Origin of the sequence: Acetobacter sp. P1H12_c (genome assembly GCF_018811975.1) — a bacterium.
Taxonomy (GTDB): domain Bacteria; phylum Pseudomonadota; class Alphaproteobacteria; order Acetobacterales; family Acetobacteraceae; genus Acetobacter; species Acetobacter persici.
In genome coordinates this window covers 1-16,631 of the sequence record NZ_JACRVR010000025.1, presented here as the reverse complement: position 1 = coordinate 16,631, position 16,631 = coordinate 1, and the positions used below count along the sequence as shown (strand labels likewise).

The window sequence follows — 16,631 nt, the reverse complement described above, 5'->3', positions numbered from 1 at the left end:
CTGCGGCCCGACTGCGGCCTTTACTGTGGCAGGGACCAGTCCAGCCAGCCCCACAGCAGAATGAACAACGCCAGACAGATATGGATGATGATCAGCACCCGGACGGTAATAACCGGCACATCATCTTCATGTTCCATTTTGGGGCGAGGTGCCATGCGTCAGGGTCCTGTCAGATTAAAGTGCCGTGTGCGGCAGGGCATGATAGGCCCGGTTGAAATAGACAAGCCCACCCGCCGTCTCGTGCATACGCAGGGCTTCCACCACCCCGAATAGCACACTATGCGTGCCCACTTCTACAATCTGGCTCACGCGGCAGTCAAACGTCGCCACGGCTTCTTCCAGAACGGGGGCGCCCGTCGCCAGCGTGGTCCAGTGGCCAACGGCAAAACGCTCCGCCATGCTGTTGGGGCTGGCAAAATGGTTGGACAGATCCTGCTGCGTGCCGGACAGGACGTTCACGCACAGCGGGCCACCCACCACAAAGGCTGCCCGCGCGCGGCTGGTGCGGTTCAGGCAGACCAGCAGGGTCGGCGGGGTATCGGTCACGGAGCAGACAGCGGAGGCCGTAAACCCCACGGGGTCTTCCCGCGTTCCGGTGGTCACAATATTAACAGCAGCACCAAGTCTGGCCATGGCGTTGCGGAAGGTACTGGTTTCCAGCGCCAACATCTGCTCTCCTTCATCACACTCCAGACGCAGTGTTTTGTGCATGAATATAAGAGGAAAGCAATGACCGAAGCCGCCCTTTCCGGCACGCCGACTGTCAAAACTGAACGCATGGGGCCGGTTGGCCGTATCCGGCTGGACCGCCCCGCCAGACTGAACGCGGTCGATCTGGAAATGGCGGAAGGGATAGCCCGCGTGCTGGAGGCCTGGCGGGATGATGCGGAAATCACGCTCATTCTGCTGGACAGCACAAGCCCGCGCTCTTTTTGCTCCGGGGGAGATCTGCGCGCCCTGAGCGAACTGATCCGGGCTGAGGGGCCGGAAACCGGCGTTGCAAAAATCAACCGCGTGTACCGCGTCATGCGGCAGATTGCGGCCTATTCCAAACCCATTGTCTCCCTGCTGGACGGGATTGCCATGGGCGGCGGCATCGGGCTTGGGGGGCATGTGTCCTACCGGGTGGTGACGGAGCGGTCCGTGCTGGCCATGCCCGAAACCAGCATCGGCATTACGCCGGATGCCGGTGGGTCATGGATCCTCTCCCGTATGCCCGGCGTATCCGGCCTGCGGCTGGCTTTGCTGGGGGAGCGGATGGACGGGATGCAGGCTGTGCAGAACGGCTTTGCGGATTATCTGATCCCCTCGGACAAGCTGCCCGACGTTGTCGCGCAACTGGCAACGCAGCCGGTGGAGGCTGTGCTGAAAGCCCATGCGCGCCCTGTGCCCGCCGCTCCGGCGCACCCGCTTGAGGCATGTTACACCGCGCCCGATCTGGTGCAGGTTTTGCATAATCTGGATGATGATGAGAGTGAGGTTGCCAGACAGGATCTGGATGCGCTCTCCCGTTTGTGCCCGTTTTCTCTTCAGGTCACATGGGCCGCATGGCACAAGGCGCGCACGCTGGCCTCACTGGATGACGCCTTTGTGCAGGAGACAACGCTGGTCGGGCATATGATGCACCGCCCGGATTTTGTGGAAGGCGTGCGCGCCAAGCTGATTGATAAGGACAATTCCCCCCGCTGGCAGCCCGCGACCCCGGCGGAGGTCAGTCAGGAAGACGTCGCCCGCTGCTTTCAGGCGGCCTGAGGCCAGCCTTAGGGGGTTCACCTGCTCTGGGGTCTGAGCGCAATCAGCAGGCACACAAGTGCGGCCCCCAGCAGCGCGCACAGGCTGCCCAGTAAAAACACCTCGGCATAGCCGGAGCGGTCCGCCAGAAACCCGGCCAGCGGCCCGGTTGCGGCATAAGCCAGATCCTGAAATGCGGAATATCCGCCAAGGGCCGTGCTGCGCATGGGGGCGGGCACCAGCCGCACCACCTCCACGCCGAGGGAGGGATAAACCATGGAGCAGCCTGCGCCTGTCAGCAGAGCTCCGGCGAGTGCGATTTCCGGAGACGGCGCGCCCCAGATCAGCGCCAACCCGAGTGCTTCCAGCACAAGAGACGGCAGAGCCACTTTCAGGCCGCCAACCCTGTCCGGCAGATGCCCGCACAGCATCCGCATGCCTACAAAGGCCGCGCCAAAGCAGGTCAGCCCCCATCCGGCATAAGACCATCCGGCCTGTAAAAACCGCAGGGAGAGAAACGCCCCAAGCGCTGCAAACCCCACGCCCTGCAAAGCGACGACGATGCCCGGCCCACGGATTTTGTTCAGAATGGCCCAGAACGGTTCCCGGTGGCCGGTATGCAGGGGGGCTGGCGGCAAGGTGCTGATCAGCAGCAGACCCGCCAGAGGGAGGGCCGCGCTGAGGCCCATCAGCACAGCAAAACTGAAATGCTGATACACAATCAGCCCCACCGGGCCACCCACGGCAAACGCGCCATACATGGCGGCCCCGGTCCACGCCATAACCCGGCCTGCCTGTGGCTGCCCGGCCAGCGCAATGCCCCAGCCCATCATGCCCACAATGCACAGGCTCTCACCCAGTCCAAGGAGCAGGCGGCCCGCTATCAGCACACCATATCGCCCGATGGCAGGCAGAGCGGGCAGGGTGGAGAGCAGGCACAGCCCGCAGGCCAGCGCATAAAAAACCAGCCCGCGCCGCATGCAGCGGTGCCCGCCGGAGGCATCGGCAATCTGCCCGGCATAATTGCGGGTGAAAATGGTGGACAGAAACGGAATACCCACCGCCAGTCCGGCCAGCACGTTGGTAAAGCCCGGCCAGGACATGACATACACCGGCACGGCGGTCAGAGACAAAGCCACGCTGAGGTAAGAGAGGAAAAGCGCCAGAGTCAGTCTGGGCAGAAAGGTGCGATCGGTTTTCATGGATGCGGCAGACCGTATAACGCCCGCACCGTTCTGGCCAGAGGGGGGCCGCTCAGTTGGCGCGCTGAGGCGCAGGGGCGGAAACAGCCTGCCATGCAGCATAAAGCGGCGCGAGTTCCGGGCAGGGGCACCGGCCCTCCCGGCGGCCATACAGGGTGTAATGTACCGCGCCGGACGGACATTCACCCTGCATGACGGCAACGGCAACGTCCGGATTCTGGCTCAGATACCAGTCCTCACAAAAAGGCGGGCAGGCGCCATCCCGTTCTTCCCAGTAGCCCTGTGTTACGTAATGTTCCTTGGCGGATGGGATATGCCCGGCCCGGAGGGCTTCTGCCACGTCCGGATTGCTGCGGAGATACGCCTCTTCATGAAAAGGCTGACTGCGCAGGTAGCTCTCAATCAGAAAAACAAAAAGCGCGTGGGGAATGGCCATCGCGGGTTCTTCAAGCGGCACCTGAGAAAAACCAAGGCGGCTGGTCAGAAAGGAAGACGGGATCATACGCCCCTCCATGCCAGATGTTAATATTTCCTTAAGATGTGACGGTACGGGCTGGCTTGGCAAGAGACAGTTCTGCAAACAGGGAGTGTGGGCAGATCACGCTGGCCTGTTGCGCAAACTGCCTTAAACCCGCATCACAGTTTGCGTGCCGGAACAGTGAGGAGGGCAGAACGCGTGGATCTGGTAGAAATACAGAGCCTGCACAGGGTGTCCGTGGCGGAGGTCACGTCTCCCGCCTTTCAGCTTGCCCCCCCGCGTGTGCTGAACCCCGATTATATTCCTGCGCACATTCTGGACGCCATGCGGCCCGGCTGGTTCACCGGCGCATTCCCCGCAGGCCGCGTGTGGGTGACAAAACTGTTTGATGTGTATGTCACGCAGGAAGGTCTGGTGTTTACGCAGGATAAAAAGCTGGTGCAGGAGAGTATCACCCAGCATACGCCGGAAGAGTGCGCACAGGGGCTTGCGCAGATTATGCAAGCCGGGCAGACGCAGAGCGTACAGCATGTCACCCCGTCCTCCCTCCTGCTGCGCAAGCGCGGGGAGCAGAATTACGGGCACTGGATGGTTGAACTGCTACCAAAACTCTGGCTGGCGGAAGAGCATTTACCGCTCTGTTCTCTGGTCGTGCCGCAGGCAGGAGGGAATTTCTCCCGTGTCCTGCGGGACAGTGTGGCGCTGAGCACAGGCTTTGTGCCGCTCTATCACCCTATGAGCCCGCAGGATGTGTCCTTCTTTAAAGAACTGGTGCTGGTGGATGGCCTGAGCAATCACGGCGTCTATATGTCTCCGCTGGCCTTTTCCCGCACGGACGCCATGGTGGCCAGCGTGCCCGGCGCGCAGGTGCGCAAGCTCTATCTCACCCGTAAAAACCGGGCCAGACGCATCAGGGATGAAGACAGTCTGATGGACTTCCTGCAAGAGCAGGGCTTTGTGTGTCTGGACCCGTCTGACCTGACGCTTCTTGAGCAGATCAAGATTTTTAAAAATGCGGAGTGTGTTGTGGGGGTGATGGGGGCGGCCATGACCAACATCATGTTCTGCCACAAAGGGACCAGAGTGATCAATCTGGCCCCCGGCACCATGCCGGATACGTTTTTCTATTTTATCGCGGGCCTGCGCGGGCTGGACTATTACGAAATCCGCGGAAAACTCTGCGAGGAAAGCGAAAGCTGGGATGTCCCGTTCGATATTGAGCGGGACCATCTGGCGCATGTTCTGAGCCTTGGCCCGCAGGGTCAGGCAAGCTGACCCTGCACTCCGGTTGGCTGTTTCCGATTAGTAGCTGAAGTTAATAAACCCGCCGATTGTGCGGCGCGCATCCGGTGAGGTGTAGTGCAGATACCCGGCCGTCCCGTAAAGCTGGTAGCCGGTTGAGAAATACTGGTTGAACATATTGCGCACATACAGCCCGACCTGAAGCCGTTTGTTGAGCGGCAGCAGGCTGACGCGCAGATTGACAAGACTATACGCCGGAACTTTGGAATAATCCGGCTGGCCAGTCACCGTCCATGTCGTGCCGCGATAGGCGTAGTCAAGATGCGCCTGCATACCAAGATGCGGGGTCAGGTCATGCTGGTAGTCAATAAAGGCATTGGCGGACCAGACCGGCGCATTGGTCAGGCGGGTATTGGTATAGTTGGCTTTTGTGCTGGCAACGTAATCCGTAAAATGCGCATCGGTAAAGGAAACAGATCCGGATAATGTCAGATCAGGAATAGGCTTATAGGCCACATTGCCTTCAAAACCCTGACTGACCAGCCCGCCCGCATTGCCGATCGCACTTGTCAGAATAGTCGTGCCATTCCCGGCCGGGACAGGCGTCAGCACAGTCGCCTGGAAGTCGGTAAAGTCTTCACGGAAGGCATCCACGTTCAGGCGCAGCCTGTGGTGCATCCATTCAGACTTCATCCCGGCTTCATAGGATTTCACGGTCTCTTTATGGTACGGGTCATAATTATTGCCGACAAACGCAATCCCTGCGGGCTTATAGCCGGTGGAGAAGGTAAAATAGGCCATGACGTTGGGGTTGAAGTGATATTCAGGAGAGATCCGGCCTGAAAAGTTCTGGCCCGTCATCTGGCCCCAAGGGTAAACTGGTGCGTTATGGGTCGGCGTAAAAGTGGGATTATACCCCGTGACCGCCTGCGCGTCCGTATTGATAAAGCTCAGCCCCTGAGAATTTTTGTCATGGGTGTAACGCCCGCTGATGGCGATATCAAAATGGCGGGAAATATTGAACTTTAACTGCCCGAACGCGGCCAGAGATTCATTGCGCGACTGGAAGAGGGAGGTATTGCCGCTATACCCCACAGCGCCAGAGTTATTGTACAAATTCGCGGCCGGAACGCCATCCACATAAAGCGGTGCGCCTGCCGTGCCCCACTGATACTGGGTCTGGCGTGCGTCAAGACGGTTGAAGAAGCCACCGGCCAGCCATTCCAGAAAGTGCCCTTTGGGGGAAGAGAAGCGAATTTCATCACTGAATTTCTGCGTCGTCAGATGCCCAAAATTGTAAGGGTAATAGGCAGAAACATCCAGCGGCACGAGGTCAACCGGCGTGTTGTTGTTATACAGCGACTGACGCCATGCGCTGATGAAGTTGAGGTCGTTTTCCCCGATTTTCGTATGGATTTTCAGGGCCGCGCCATATTCTTCTGAAACGATATTCCCGTAGATAGGGTCAGCCGTATCCGCATTTTTTGAGTTGGGATAAACACCCAGAGAATTGAGGGCGGAGGTTACGGCAGCACTCTGGCCACCCACCGGTGTGCGGACGCTGCTGTCCCAGTGGTGGGCATAATCGCCCTGCAAGGTAATATCCAGATTATCCGTGGCCTGAACATAGAATTTGCCACGGCCACCATATTCATTGGTGGAGCCAACCAGCTTGTTCAGCACGACGTTGCGGCCAAACCCATCCTGCGCGTTATCAAAGCCGGAAATACGGAACGCGGCCTTGCTGCCAACCGGAATATTCACGGTTGCATTCAGAATACGCTCATTATGCTCACCGTAACTCGCACTGGTCCGGGCTGTAAATTTGTTCAGCACCGGCTTGCCGGTGGTGACGGCAATAACGCCGGATGTGGAGTTCATGCCAAACAGCGTGCCCTGCGGGCCCATCATGATATCAACATTGTTGATATCCACCATGCCAATCATCCCGTTGGCGCGCTGGGCATCCATCACCACATCATCCACCACAACGCTGACGGATTTTGCATTGGAAAAATCGAAAGATTCACTGCCAACACCGCGAATCTGAAACGCAGCGCCCTGTGTGGGGTCATACTGCACGCCCGGTGCCAGATATTGCAGGTCAGTCAGGGCGGTATAGCCCGCGTTGGCAAGGGTCTTGCCATCAATATGCTGGATGGAGATCGGAACGTTCTGGTTGTTTTCAGCCCGGCGCTGGGCTGTCACCACCACGGATTCCAGAGCAGAATTCGCACGGTCTCTGGTTTTTTTCGTGGCTTTGGCCGCGCGCGGCGCGCTGGCCTTATGCGGTGCCTGCCGGGGCTTCTGCTCTGCGGGTGTGGCAGTGTCTGTTTCTGCCCAGACCTCGCACGGAAAGGCGATGCCACAGCACAGAGCAAACCTGAAAAGCGTCTTTTTCATAAGAAGATTTTTCCGACACATGTTTGGAGCAGCACCAGATGACTGAGGTCTACAGGCATGATTATGTGCACTCTTCAGTCATAAGAATTTCGAATGGGTATCCCCTTACAAAAATTCATTTCTGGATAGAAGAATGATTCTCTTTTCGTAATATAAGTTTCACAAAGCTCTTCTGATCTGTGTTTATTCTGAAAAAGTGTGAAATTTATTTTATTTTTTCTATAAAAATTGGTTTGTGAAATAAATATGAAACTATGGAGCCATTTCTTTACTTTATTCCGCTCCATTATTATTCCGTGCAGGCTATGCGGCCCTCACAGACCTAGCCCGTTCCCATTCTGCTGAAATTGGACGTTTTCATGAAACCAGTTTTTTGTGCGCTTCCTGCTCTTCTCTGCGCTTTTTCTGTTCTGTCATCCCCGGTAAGCTTTGCGGATGACACACTTAAAATGAACCAGATTCAGGTTATTGGTACGCACAACAGCTACCGGCGCAGTCTTTCCCCCACCACACTCGCATGGCTGAAAAAACTGTCACCGGAAATGGCGGACGCGCTGGACTACCAGCATGGGTCCCTGAAAGCGCAGCTGGATGGCGGTGTGCGCCAGCTTGAAATTGATATCTATGCTGACAGTTCCGGCAAACGCTACGCCCATCCGCGCGGTGTGGAATGGGAGAAAAAAGCAGGCTTCACGCCTGATGCGGACCAGAGCGACGCGACTGACAAGCAGGGCACCGACTTCAAGGTCATGCATATTGTCGATATTGATCAGCGTTCCAGCTGTGAACCGCTGCGCCAGTGCCTGACACTGGTCAAGGAATGGTCAGACGCGCACCCTAATCACCTGCCTGTCTATATTGATCTGGAAACCAAGCAGGACGTGCCGCTGCCCGGAGGTAAGCTGCCCTTCACTCAGCCGGAACAGTTTACAAAAGCCACGTATGACAAGCTGGATGCGGAACTGCTCTCTGTCTTCGGGCGGGAAAATATCCTGACCCCGGACGACGTGCGGGGTTCTTACGCCACGCTGGAAGAAGCTGTTTTAAAACGTGGCTGGCCTGCTCTGGCGTTTGGGCGCGGCAAGGTTGTTTTCACGTTCGACCGCCCGCATGACACAGTGCGGTATGTGGCTGGGCACCCCGCCCTGCGTGGCCGCGTTGTCTTCACCAACGGTCGCCCCGGTGACCCGGACGCTGCGTTTACGGAAGCGAATGAAGGCTTTGTTGGCAAGGCCGGGAACGGGAGTGCGGCGGTCGATAATACAGCCGCCCTTAAGACCATTCAGTCTCTGGTGAAAAAGGGTTATCTGGTCAGAACCCGTTCGGATGCCAATACGGTGGAAGCCAGACAGGGTGACGTGACCCGCCGGGAGACGGCCTTCCAGTCCGGCGCGCAAATTATCAGCACGGACTATCCGGCGTTTGAAACCGCACCGTGGAATAACTACTCTGTGTCTTTCCCCAACGGCGCTGTGGCCCGCTGCAACCCTGTCAACGCACCGGCAGGCTGCACGGCAGCGGACGTTACGGAATAACCACGTCCGCCTGTTTTAGCCAAAAAGGATATTGCGCTGCGGCACAAGGGCAGAGACGGGGGCATTGGCTCCCGGCATGTCGGCGGTGAGTTGCAGCGGCCCGTGTCGGTCAAAAAAGCCCGGCACGGAGCGGATGATATAGGCCGCCTGCTCAAGGCAGGAAATCACACGGTCCCGCGCCAGTGCCGTGCCGGCATGGTCCGGAATGGCGCTGATTTTCTGGGCCGCAAGGCTCAGCCCCGCTGCCGTTTTGAGCGGCGCACTGTGCAGGTAGCGGAAGGAGCCAAGGGCGTCTTCCAGCAGGTCATGTGTCTGGCCGTCGGGCAGGGTGTGGCCCGCGTTCCAGCGCAGCCGCACAATCAGCCGCCCGAGTGAGAGAGCGGCAAAGGCGGCATCCGTATAGCCCTGCCGGTCCACGTCATCCGTCAGAAAGGAAAAGCGCATCATCATGCGCGAGATTTTCTGAATCTGGAATCCTTCCCACGCCACCCACATCACTTTGCGGTTTTGCGGGGCAAGGGCCAGACGCTGCACGCTGCGGGTGAGGGAAGAGACCAGCCGCGCCGCATCCAGACGGTGGTTGGCGGGCAGAATAACGCGGAACACCAGCACCAGCAGCACACAGGCCACGGCCATGGTCAGCCAGTTGTTGGTCAGCGTCAGGTCATCATAGGTAATGGGATTGTTGACAGCCAGCATCATGGTGAAAAACACCGCATAGCCAAACGCCCCGATGCTATAGCGGGGGTGGAACTGCAACCACACACCGGGCAGCAGAAACAGGCAGATGGTCAGCCACAGCAGCGGATAACCGTCAATCTGTGGCAGGCCCAGCGTGTGGCACAGAAAACTGGCGGGAATGGCCAGCGCGGTGCCTGTGGCCATCAGCGGGCTGGTTTTTGCGGCGGACGGTGTGGTGGATAGCAGGCTGGACGCCGCCACCACAAACAGCATCAGCATGGGCCCCGTGCTCCAGTGCAGCACGTACCACATCATCCCGGCCAGCAGCGCAATAAACATGCCGCGCGCGCCGTTCCGCAGGGCCATGGGCCATTCCAGATACGGGCGCAGGGGCATGCGCGCCCGTGTGGGGCGGCGGATTGTCAGGTCATGCAGGGCCTGATCCAGTTGCACCAGCACATCCCGCGTATTGTCCAGAGACGCCAGCACTGTGGAGGATGGGGTCTCAGTCTCCAGACGGTCCAGCGCGTGCAGGGTGGCGTGGATACAGGTGGAAACTGGCTTCGGGTCGTCCTGCCAGCCGGGCTTTTCCGTCAGCTCAAGAATGCGTTCCAGCGTGGCGGCAACTTCCTGATGCACCGCGCAGGAGGCTCCGTTGGCCAGAGAAAGATTCAGCCAGTACGGGTGATAGGTCACAATCAGGCCGGTCAGGCGGCTCAGGCAAATACGCAGGCGGTTGACGCGCGCCTGCATGTCCCTGTCATCCGCGGCGGCGTATTCAATCGCCGGGCCAAGCCCCGCCATGCGCGCCAGCAGGCGGCTGCGGCTATCATAGAGCGGGGGCGGCAACGCCCGGAAGGAGGGCGCCGGGCCGGTGCTTTCCAGGCGTTCAATCTGTTCTGCCGCGTGGTCCGTCGCATCCTCAAGGGTGGCGTGCTGGCTTTCCGCTGCGTGAAAAGACAAGGCATGGCGTACCGTTTCCCGGAACGCATCGCCCAGCGCCGTCAGCACGCGGCTGGGTTTATGGGGGGAGGTGAGCATGAACACAAAGGCGGTTGTCACCACCCCGGTTGTCACAGCGGAAAGCCGCCCCATAGCCGCCAGAAAAATATGTTCCGGGTTGGCAAAAGCGGGGGCCGAAACAATGACAATCGTATAACCCACCAGCACGGCGGCATAGGCGCGGAACAGCCGCAGGAAGGTGGCCACCATACAGGCCAGCCCCACAAACACGGACAGTGCTGCAAAATACAGCACCGGAGACTGCACAAAGGCCGCCATCACGCCCACGCTGATGGTCGCGCCAATCACGGTGCCAATCACACGCCACACACTTTTGGAAACCATGGCCCCCACAGTGGGGTTTGCCACAATCAGCACCGTGGTGGCGGCACTCATGGGGGACTGGAGCTGGAACATAAAGGCCAGAAACAGGGCAATGCCAATGCACAGGAACACCCGTGCGGTATAGGCGGCGGTGCTCAGCGTGGCCTGCCACTGTTCATCCTCGGCAAACAGGGCGGGCATCAGGCGGCGGATGGTATCTGAAAAACTGGAGGACATGGCGGAGGCTATTCCGGGCGGCGTCAGGTGGGCAGAGCGTGAGCGGTGGTCAGAAGGGCGTCCATCCGCGCCACAAGTCCCTGTGCGTCCTGCGCGGACAGGCCCTCCTTCATGCTCAGTTCAACCTCTCCGGCCACCTGATGGAACAGGGCGCATTTTTCCCGCCCCGCCGCCGTCAGGCTCAGGCATTTGGCCCGGCGGTCCTGCGCGTCGGGCGTGCGGGAGAGCAGGCCTTCCTTTTCCAGCAGGTCCAGTACCCGCACCAGCGCGGAGCAGTCCGTATCCATCACCAGTGCGAGGTCCCGCTGCGTGGTGCCTTCCGGCATCATCATCAGGTAGGCCAGAGGCCGCATGACGGCCACGGTCATGCCGTGCGGGCGCAGGGCGCGTTCCAGCCGCGTGCGCCACACCGCCGCCAGCCGCATGACCCGAAAAGTGAGCGCCATGGAGCTGAATGCGGAATCATCCAGAGCAGGCAGGCCGTACTGAGGCACCGGAAAACCTCTATTTTGTTAGGGTGGGAATATTTGACATGTAAAATATATTGGCAGCAATATAACAGACCCCATCGGCCGGTCAATATCGTCCGCGGGAGTGGGCAGTTCAGAAGAGAGTGAGGCTCATAAATCCGCCCAGCAGCACCATGCCCCACAGCGTGATCAGGATCATCCGCCGCCTGATCAGGTGCCGCACCAGCAGGCGCATCAGCGGGTCTGGCCCGGCTGGTACGGTCAGGGCGTCCGGCTCGGCTTTTCTGTAAGGCGCGTCCGCCTGTGCTACGCCCACGGTGCTGATCAGCTTCTGGCGGAACAGGTCGAGATCTTCTTCCCGGTAGAGCTTTTTCCCGTTGCCCGAAATCCTGCGTGGCCCGCAGGCCAGAAGCGCCATGACCAGCAATGCGTTCTGCCCGATCCCCAGATAGCGCGAGGCGTCCGGGCGGGAGAGCACGGTCCGGCCGGGGAAGGTGATCAGAGATGCTGTTGGTGTTTCAGAGGGCGTCATGGCCAGACCAGTCCTGTGCAGAGCAATCTGAAATAAAGCGGAGCGGAGAGGTGTTTCGTATAAAAAACGGCGGGAAAAAATCCGTCCGGCAAGAAGATCAGTAACAGAAAAAAGATGCTCCTGTAAAAATGGCAGGAGTATGTTGGCTAATTGAGAATAAATATCATCTGAGGGAAATCCCGAAGCGCGGGAATTTCAGGCTGGAAGCCTGCCGGATACGTCTTTATAGACTTAAACCCTGATGAAATAACAAAAAGGACCATGGCTCTTCACAGGCTGATGGTCCGCCCGGTTATGTACACTGTGGAAAAGGACCAACCATGAAGAAAGACTGGCCCTGTGCGCCCGTCAGTCTGCAAAATGTCTCGCCTAACGCAATGCGGATGGCCAGATTGCTGCGGATGTCCCGGCGTGATGTGCTGCTGACAGGTATGGGCGCTGCCGTTACGTATGGCGTCGCCAGTGGTGTTGCCGGGGCTGAAGAAGCCCCCGCCGCCCCTGCGCAGGGCGCAGACCCGGTAGCAGCGCAGTTCATGGCGGTCTCTCGCCTGCTGACGGATCGCTCCACGCTGGACCTGCGTATCGGGAATGCCCTCTATGCAGGAATCGTCCAGAGCGATGCCGGACGGCAGGCGCAGATCAGCGCGCTGCATGAGCTGATGAGCAAAGAGCAGTTCTCCAGCGCCACCGCGTTTGCCGCCGCAGCGGAAAAGGCGGACCCGGCCCTGAAGGACGCAATTCATGACATCCTGACCGGCTGGTACCGAGGTGTCGCGGATGGCAAGGTGGTGGTCTATCGCTCCGCCCTGATGTTCGACATCACGAAGGACGCCGTCTACCCCAAAACCTACGCCACGGGTGGCCCGTTCTACTGGACCACGCAGCCGCCGGAAGTGGACCGTCCCACATGGCATCCAGCCCTTTCACCCTCGAAATTCGTCGTAGAACCGACCTGAGAGCGGGAATATCAGCCGTATGCCTTCTGAACAGACTCTCTCCGCCGATGTTGTCATTGTCGGGTCCGGTGTTGCCGGAGCGTCCATTGCCAATGAACTCGCGCGTGCCGGAATTTCCGTCATTGTGCTGGAAGCAGGCCCCCGTGTGGACCGCCAGCATTTTGTAGAGAATTTCCGTAATCTGGAAAACAAGCCCTCCTATCAGGGGCCTTTCCCGGCGGTGCCGTGGGCCAGACATCCGCCCAACCAGATCACGCCGAATGATTATCTGCACACGTCCGGCCCGAATGCGGAAGCCTACCAGCAGGTGTATCTGCGCATGATGGGCGGCACGACATGGCACTGGGCCGGGTGCGCATGGCGCTACCTGCCCTCGGACTTTGAGCTGAAAACCCGCTACGGGCAGGGGCGTGACTGGGCCCTGAAGTATGAGGATCTGGAGCCGTTTTATTATCAGGCGGAAGTGATGATGGGCGTCTGCGGGCCGGACCCCGCCAGGGAGGACCTCGGTTCTCCGCGCAAACAGCCTTACCCGATGGACGCGCTGCCCATCTCCTACGCCGCGCAGCAGTTCCGCAAGCTGATCAGTGAAAAAACGCCATGGCGCGTGGTGCATGAGCCGCAGGCCCGGAACACCCGCCCGTATGACAGCCGCCCGACGTGCGAGGGCCACAATAACTGCATGCCTATCTGCCCCATCGGGGCGATGTATAACGGCAGCTATTCCGTGTACCATGCCGAGGCTGCCGGGGCGAAGTTCATCCCCAACGCCGTGGTGTATAAAATCGAGCGGGACAGCGCCAACAAGCGCGTGACCGCGGTGCAGTATTATGACCCGGATAAAAATTCCCACCGCGTCACCGGCAAATATTTTGTGATTGCCGCGCATTGTATTGAAACCGCCAAACTGCTGCTGGTCTCTGCTGATGAGCAGAGCCCGGATGGCGTTGCCAACAGTTCAGGCCATGTGGGCCGGAACATGATGGACCATACCGGCGTGCAGGTGACGTTTATCAGTGGGGATAAAGCCCTCTGGCCGGGCCGTGGCCCGCTGGAAACCAACGTGATCGACAATTTCCGTGACGGCGACTGGCGGAATGAGCGCGGCGCGTATCTGGTGCATATGGTGGATGATAATCAGGTGGACCTTGCCACCCAGCTTGCCATTTCCAAAGGTTATGTCGGGCGGGATCTGGAAGAACAGATCCGTTATCTGGCTTCTCATACCGTGCGTCTGTTCAGCCATAACGAGGCCCTGCCGGACCCGGATAACCGCCTGACGCTGAGCAAGACCAACAAGGACATTCTCGGCATCCCGCATCCGGATGTTTATTACAAACTGCCTGACTACACCGTGAAAAGCTGTGACCACACACGCAAGGTGTTCAAAGAGCTGATCGGCCTGATGCACGGCACGGATGAACAGTGGACACCGGGTTACTTCCCGCAGGATCATCCCTCCGGCAGCACCATCATGGGCACGGACCCGAAAGATTCCGTGGTGGATGGCCATTGCCGGACGCATGACCATGAGAACCTTTTTATTGCCAGTTCCTCAGTTTTCTCAACCGTGGGCACGGGCAACATCACTCTGACGGTCGCAGCGCTGGCGCTGCGTGTTGCAGATACGCTGAAAAAAGAACTGCTTCATGCCTGATTTCAGAACTCTCCTGTGTTCCGCTCTTATTGCCGGAACAGCCCTTGGTGGCGTGGCGCTCGCACCGCTGGCCGCCGCTACCTCAGCGGACAAACCGGCCGCCCAGCCCACAGTGCCCGCGCCTGTGGCGGAAGAGGGGAAGCCCGTTGCGGGCTCTGATGCTAAAACATCAGACCACACGCCAACCTCTGAAAAACCGGCTCCTGCCGGGGAGGCCGCAACACCTGCTCCCTCAGCACAGGCGGGTGGCCCCCCGGCCAGCCAGCCGGACAGTGCCGAGGCTGAACTGGCGCGGGGTGCCTACCTTGCGACAGCAGCGGACTGCGTGGCTTGTCACACCAAACCGGGCGGGAAACCTTTTGCGGGCGGCCTGAAAATCGCCACCCCGATGGGTCAGGTGGTTGCCACCAACATCACCCCGGACCCGGACCACGGAATTGGCCGGTATACGGAAGCGGATTTTGAAAACGCCGTGCGGCATGGCGTGCGCAAGGATGGCTCCTATCTGTATCCGGTCATGCCGTACGTGTCTTACGCGGGCATGACGGATCAGGACGTAAAAGCCCTGTATGCGTGGTTCATGCATGCGGTCAAACCGGTGGCGGAAGCGCAGGAGGAGACAAATCTGTCCTTCCCGGCCAGCATCCGCCCGGCCATGATGGCGTGGAACTTCGTCGCCAGTAAGGAAACGCCGGAAACCGGGGATTCCAGCACGTATGACCCGCTTCGCCGGGGCCGTTATCTGGCCAACGCGCTGGAGCATTGCGGCACCTGCCACACCCCGCGTAACTTTATGCTGAGTGAAAAGCAGGACCATTATCTGGCCGGGACGTCCCTTGGCGCATGGTACGCGCCCAACATCACCTCCAGCAAAACGGGCGGCATCGGCACGTGGAGCGAGGATGATCTGGTGGCGTATCTGCGCACCGGGCATGTGGCAGGCCGTGCGCAGGCCGCAGGCCCCATGGCGGAAGCCGTGGAGCACAGCACCAGCCACCTGACGGATGCGGACCTGCACGCACTGGCCGCCTTTATCCTCAAGGTTGCCCCGATGGAGGATGAGGCCGACCACACCGCGCGTGATGCGTTTGGCAAGGCGGTGAACGAGCCGGATATCCGCACCAAAGGCCCGCAGCGGATTGATGATCTGGCGGAAATGGATGGCCCGCACATCTATGATGCCAACTGCGCCGCCTGCCACGGGCGGGACGGGGCTGGCACGCAGGACCATTATGTGCCGTCCCTGTTTGCCAACTCCACCGTGGGCGCAGGCCGCCCGGACAACCTGATCATGACCATCCTGAAAGGGGTGGATCGCACGGCGGGCAAGGAACATGCCTTCATGCCGGGCTTTGATGGTCAGTCGAACGTGCAGCGTCTGAGCGATGCGGAAATTGCCGCACTCGTGAACTACGTGACCGCCACCTTCGGCTCCGGGGATCACCATGTCACGCCGGAGCAGGTCAAAAGCCTGCGGGGTGACAGCAAGCCGGTGAATCCGTCGGCCAAGGGGCAATAAGGGGGGAGTCACAAACCCCTCTGGCAGGCCGGGCGTTTTTCTGAGCGCCCGGCCTGTTCTGCCAGCCTGCTCTTGTCTGCGCGCTCTCGCCCTCAGCAGACTGCCGCGTTATCAGACGTAGTGCTTTTCCGGGCGCGCTTTTCCAGAAAATACGCTATGCACACCACCCTTTGAAGAGATCCGGGGTTAAGGGGAAAGCTGTGTTCGGTTCCTTGTCTGTTTCAACACGGATTGGCCTCATCGCCCTGTGTGCCGCAACCTTTACAGCCATCACCAGTGAGATGGCTCCGGTTGCGCTCATGCTGGAGATGGCACGCACTTTCCACACCAGCACCGGCCATATCGGGCTGGCCGTTACGGCGTATGCGCTGATTGTGGCCGTTGCGGCTGTCCCGCTGACGGTTCTCACCGCACGGGTGGAGCGGAAGCGCCTGATTCTTGTGGCGCTGGCAGGGTATGTGCTGTCCAACCTGATAGCAGCCTTTGCGCCCACTTTTGCCGTGCTGTGTCTGGGCCGTACCCTCGGCGGCGGCGCGCACGCGCTGCTTATGTCCATTGTGTCAGCCTATGCCGCCCATCTGGTGCCCAAAAAACTGACAGGCCGGGCCATCTCCTTTGTGTTTGGCGGGGCCTCCATGGGGGGCGTTCTGGGGGTGCCGGGG

At 59.6% G+C, this 16,631-nt stretch carries 15 protein-coding genes; 7 read left to right on the top strand and 8 right to left on the bottom strand.

From position 1 onward, the window contains the following. Positions 1 to 20: 20 nt before the first annotated feature. Together KP699_RS16645 and KP699_RS11700 are read right to left on the bottom strand one after the other, a co-directional pair. Positions 21 to 155 (bottom strand): hypothetical protein, encoded by a 135-nt coding sequence (locus KP699_RS16645; RefSeq protein ID WP_256442351.1) that lies wholly within the window; start codon positions 153 to 155, stop codon positions 21 to 23. Between the two features lie 19 nt (positions 156 to 174). Further along, positions 175 to 669, bottom strand: coding sequence for a flavin reductase (locus tag KP699_RS11700; protein ID WP_215762763.1), 495 nt, complete (start codon positions 667 to 669; stop codon positions 175 to 177). 60 nt (positions 670 to 729) lie between these two features. Here KP699_RS11700 and KP699_RS11695 point away from each other — a divergent pair, with 60 nt between their 5' ends. Beyond that, positions 730 to 1,752: an enoyl-CoA hydratase/isomerase family protein gene (locus KP699_RS11695; protein WP_215762744.1), complete on the top strand. Its 1,023-nt coding sequence runs from the start codon at positions 730 to 732 to the stop codon at positions 1,750 to 1,752. A gap of 17 nt (positions 1,753 to 1,769) precedes the next feature. Here the strand turns inward: KP699_RS11695 and KP699_RS11690 are convergent, their stop codons facing one another. Both KP699_RS11690 and KP699_RS11685 read right to left on the bottom strand, forming a co-directional pair. Then, positions 1,770 to 2,933 carry an arabinose transporter gene (locus tag KP699_RS11690; RefSeq protein WP_215762743.1) on the bottom strand — a complete coding sequence of 388 codons (1,164 nt, stop codon included), beginning with the start codon at positions 2,931 to 2,933 and terminating at the stop codon, positions 1,770 to 1,772. Positions 2,934 to 2,985: 52 nt separating this feature from the next. Next, entirely contained in the window at positions 2,986 to 3,435 is a 450-nt protein-coding gene (locus KP699_RS11685; protein WP_215762742.1) for a hypothetical protein, read from the bottom strand. A gap of 174 nt (positions 3,436 to 3,609) precedes the next feature. Here KP699_RS11685 and KP699_RS11680 point away from each other — a divergent pair, with 174 nt between their 5' ends. After that, positions 3,610 to 4,686 carry a DUF563 domain-containing protein gene (locus KP699_RS11680; protein ID WP_215762741.1) on the top strand — a complete coding sequence of 359 codons (1,077 nt, stop codon included), beginning with the start codon at positions 3,610 to 3,612 and terminating at the stop codon, positions 4,684 to 4,686. A gap of 27 nt (positions 4,687 to 4,713) precedes the next feature. On the opposite strand, the gene KP699_RS11675 is transcribed toward KP699_RS11680, so the two are convergent. Next, positions 4,714 to 7,056 carry a TonB-dependent receptor gene (locus KP699_RS11675; RefSeq protein ID WP_215762740.1) on the bottom strand — a complete coding sequence of 781 codons (2,343 nt, stop codon included), beginning with the start codon at positions 7,054 to 7,056 and terminating at the stop codon, positions 4,714 to 4,716. A 359-nt stretch (positions 7,057 to 7,415) separates the two neighbouring features. Here KP699_RS11675 and KP699_RS11670 point away from each other — a divergent pair, with 359 nt between their 5' ends. Then, positions 7,416 to 8,591, top strand: a complete 1,176-nt coding sequence (locus KP699_RS11670) for a phosphatidylinositol-specific phospholipase C1-like protein (RefSeq protein ID WP_215762739.1) — start codon at positions 7,416 to 7,418, stop codon at positions 8,589 to 8,591. A 15-nt stretch (positions 8,592 to 8,606) separates the two neighbouring features. Here the strand turns inward: KP699_RS11670 and KP699_RS11665 are convergent, their stop codons facing one another. The 3 genes from KP699_RS11665 to KP699_RS11655 form a co-directional block, all read right to left on the bottom strand. After that, positions 8,607 to 10,835, bottom strand: a complete 2,229-nt coding sequence (locus KP699_RS11665; protein WP_215762738.1) for an FUSC family protein — start codon at positions 10,833 to 10,835, stop codon at positions 8,607 to 8,609. A gap of 23 nt (positions 10,836 to 10,858) precedes the next feature. Then, positions 10,859 to 11,281 (bottom strand): MarR family winged helix-turn-helix transcriptional regulator, encoded by a 423-nt coding sequence (locus KP699_RS11660; protein ID WP_077931785.1) that lies wholly within the window; start codon positions 11,279 to 11,281, stop codon positions 10,859 to 10,861. A 157-nt stretch (positions 11,282 to 11,438) separates the two neighbouring features. Then, complete coding sequence (locus KP699_RS11655; RefSeq protein ID WP_215762737.1) at positions 11,439 to 11,837, bottom strand: hypothetical protein; 399 nt, start codon at positions 11,835 to 11,837, stop codon at positions 11,439 to 11,441. Between the two features lie 320 nt (positions 11,838 to 12,157). Here KP699_RS11655 and KP699_RS11650 point away from each other — a divergent pair, with 320 nt between their 5' ends. The 4 genes from KP699_RS11650 to KP699_RS11635 all read left to right on the top strand — a co-directional run. Next, complete coding sequence (locus tag KP699_RS11650; RefSeq protein ID WP_215762736.1) at positions 12,158 to 12,793, top strand: sorbitol dehydrogenase family protein; 636 nt, start codon at positions 12,158 to 12,160, stop codon at positions 12,791 to 12,793. Positions 12,794 to 12,812: 19 nt separating this feature from the next. Beyond that, the gene (locus tag KP699_RS11645) at positions 12,813 to 14,450 is read left to right on the top strand and encodes a GMC family oxidoreductase (RefSeq protein WP_215762735.1); all 1,638 of its coding nucleotides are present in this window, start codon (positions 12,813 to 12,815) and stop codon (positions 14,448 to 14,450) included. Continuing rightward, entirely contained in the window at positions 14,443 to 15,969 is a 1,527-nt protein-coding gene (locus KP699_RS11640) for a cytochrome c (protein WP_215762734.1), read from the top strand. The genes KP699_RS11645 and KP699_RS11640 overlap by 8 nt, the downstream gene beginning before the upstream one ends. A gap of 200 nt (positions 15,970 to 16,169) precedes the next feature. Then, on the top strand, positions 16,170 to 16,631 hold a 462-nt coding region (locus KP699_RS11635), incomplete at its 3' end, for an MFS transporter (protein WP_308164919.1).

Excerpts from the sequence above, each read along its gene's own strand:
- KP699_RS16645 (WP_256442351.1), bottom strand. The coding sequence starts at position 155 with ATGGCACCTCGCCCCAAAATGGAACATGAAGATGATGTGCCGGTTATT.
- KP699_RS11700 (WP_215762763.1), bottom strand. The coding sequence starts at position 669 with ATGTTGGCGCTGGAAACCAGTACCTTCCGCAACGCCATGGCCAGACTT.
- KP699_RS11695 (WP_215762744.1), top strand. The coding sequence starts at position 730 with ATGACCGAAGCCGCCCTTTCCGGCACGCCGACTGTCAAAACTGAACGC.
- KP699_RS11690 (WP_215762743.1), bottom strand. The coding sequence starts at position 2,933 with ATGAAAACCGATCGCACCTTTCTGCCCAGACTGACTCTGGCGCTTTTC.
- KP699_RS11685 (WP_215762742.1), bottom strand. The coding sequence starts at position 3,435 with ATGATCCCGTCTTCCTTTCTGACCAGCCGCCTTGGTTTTTCTCAGGTG.
- KP699_RS11675 (WP_215762740.1), bottom strand. The coding sequence starts at position 7,056 with ATGAAAAAGACGCTTTTCAGGTTTGCTCTGTGCTGTGGCATCGCCTTT.
- KP699_RS11670 (WP_215762739.1), top strand. The coding sequence starts at position 7,416 with ATGAAACCAGTTTTTTGTGCGCTTCCTGCTCTTCTCTGCGCTTTTTCT.
- KP699_RS11665 (WP_215762738.1), bottom strand. The coding sequence starts at position 10,835 with ATGTCCTCCAGTTTTTCAGATACCATCCGCCGCCTGATGCCCGCCCTG.
- KP699_RS11660 (WP_077931785.1), bottom strand. The coding sequence starts at position 11,281 with ATGGCGCTCACTTTTCGGGTCATGCGGCTGGCGGCGGTGTGGCGCACG.
- KP699_RS11655 (WP_215762737.1), bottom strand. The coding sequence starts at position 11,837 with ATGACGCCCTCTGAAACACCAACAGCATCTCTGATCACCTTCCCCGGC.
- KP699_RS11650 (WP_215762736.1), top strand. The coding sequence starts at position 12,158 with ATGAAGAAAGACTGGCCCTGTGCGCCCGTCAGTCTGCAAAATGTCTCG.
- KP699_RS11645 (WP_215762735.1), top strand. The coding sequence starts at position 12,813 with ATGCCTTCTGAACAGACTCTCTCCGCCGATGTTGTCATTGTCGGGTCC.
- KP699_RS11640 (WP_215762734.1), top strand. The coding sequence starts at position 14,443 with ATGCCTGATTTCAGAACTCTCCTGTGTTCCGCTCTTATTGCCGGAACA.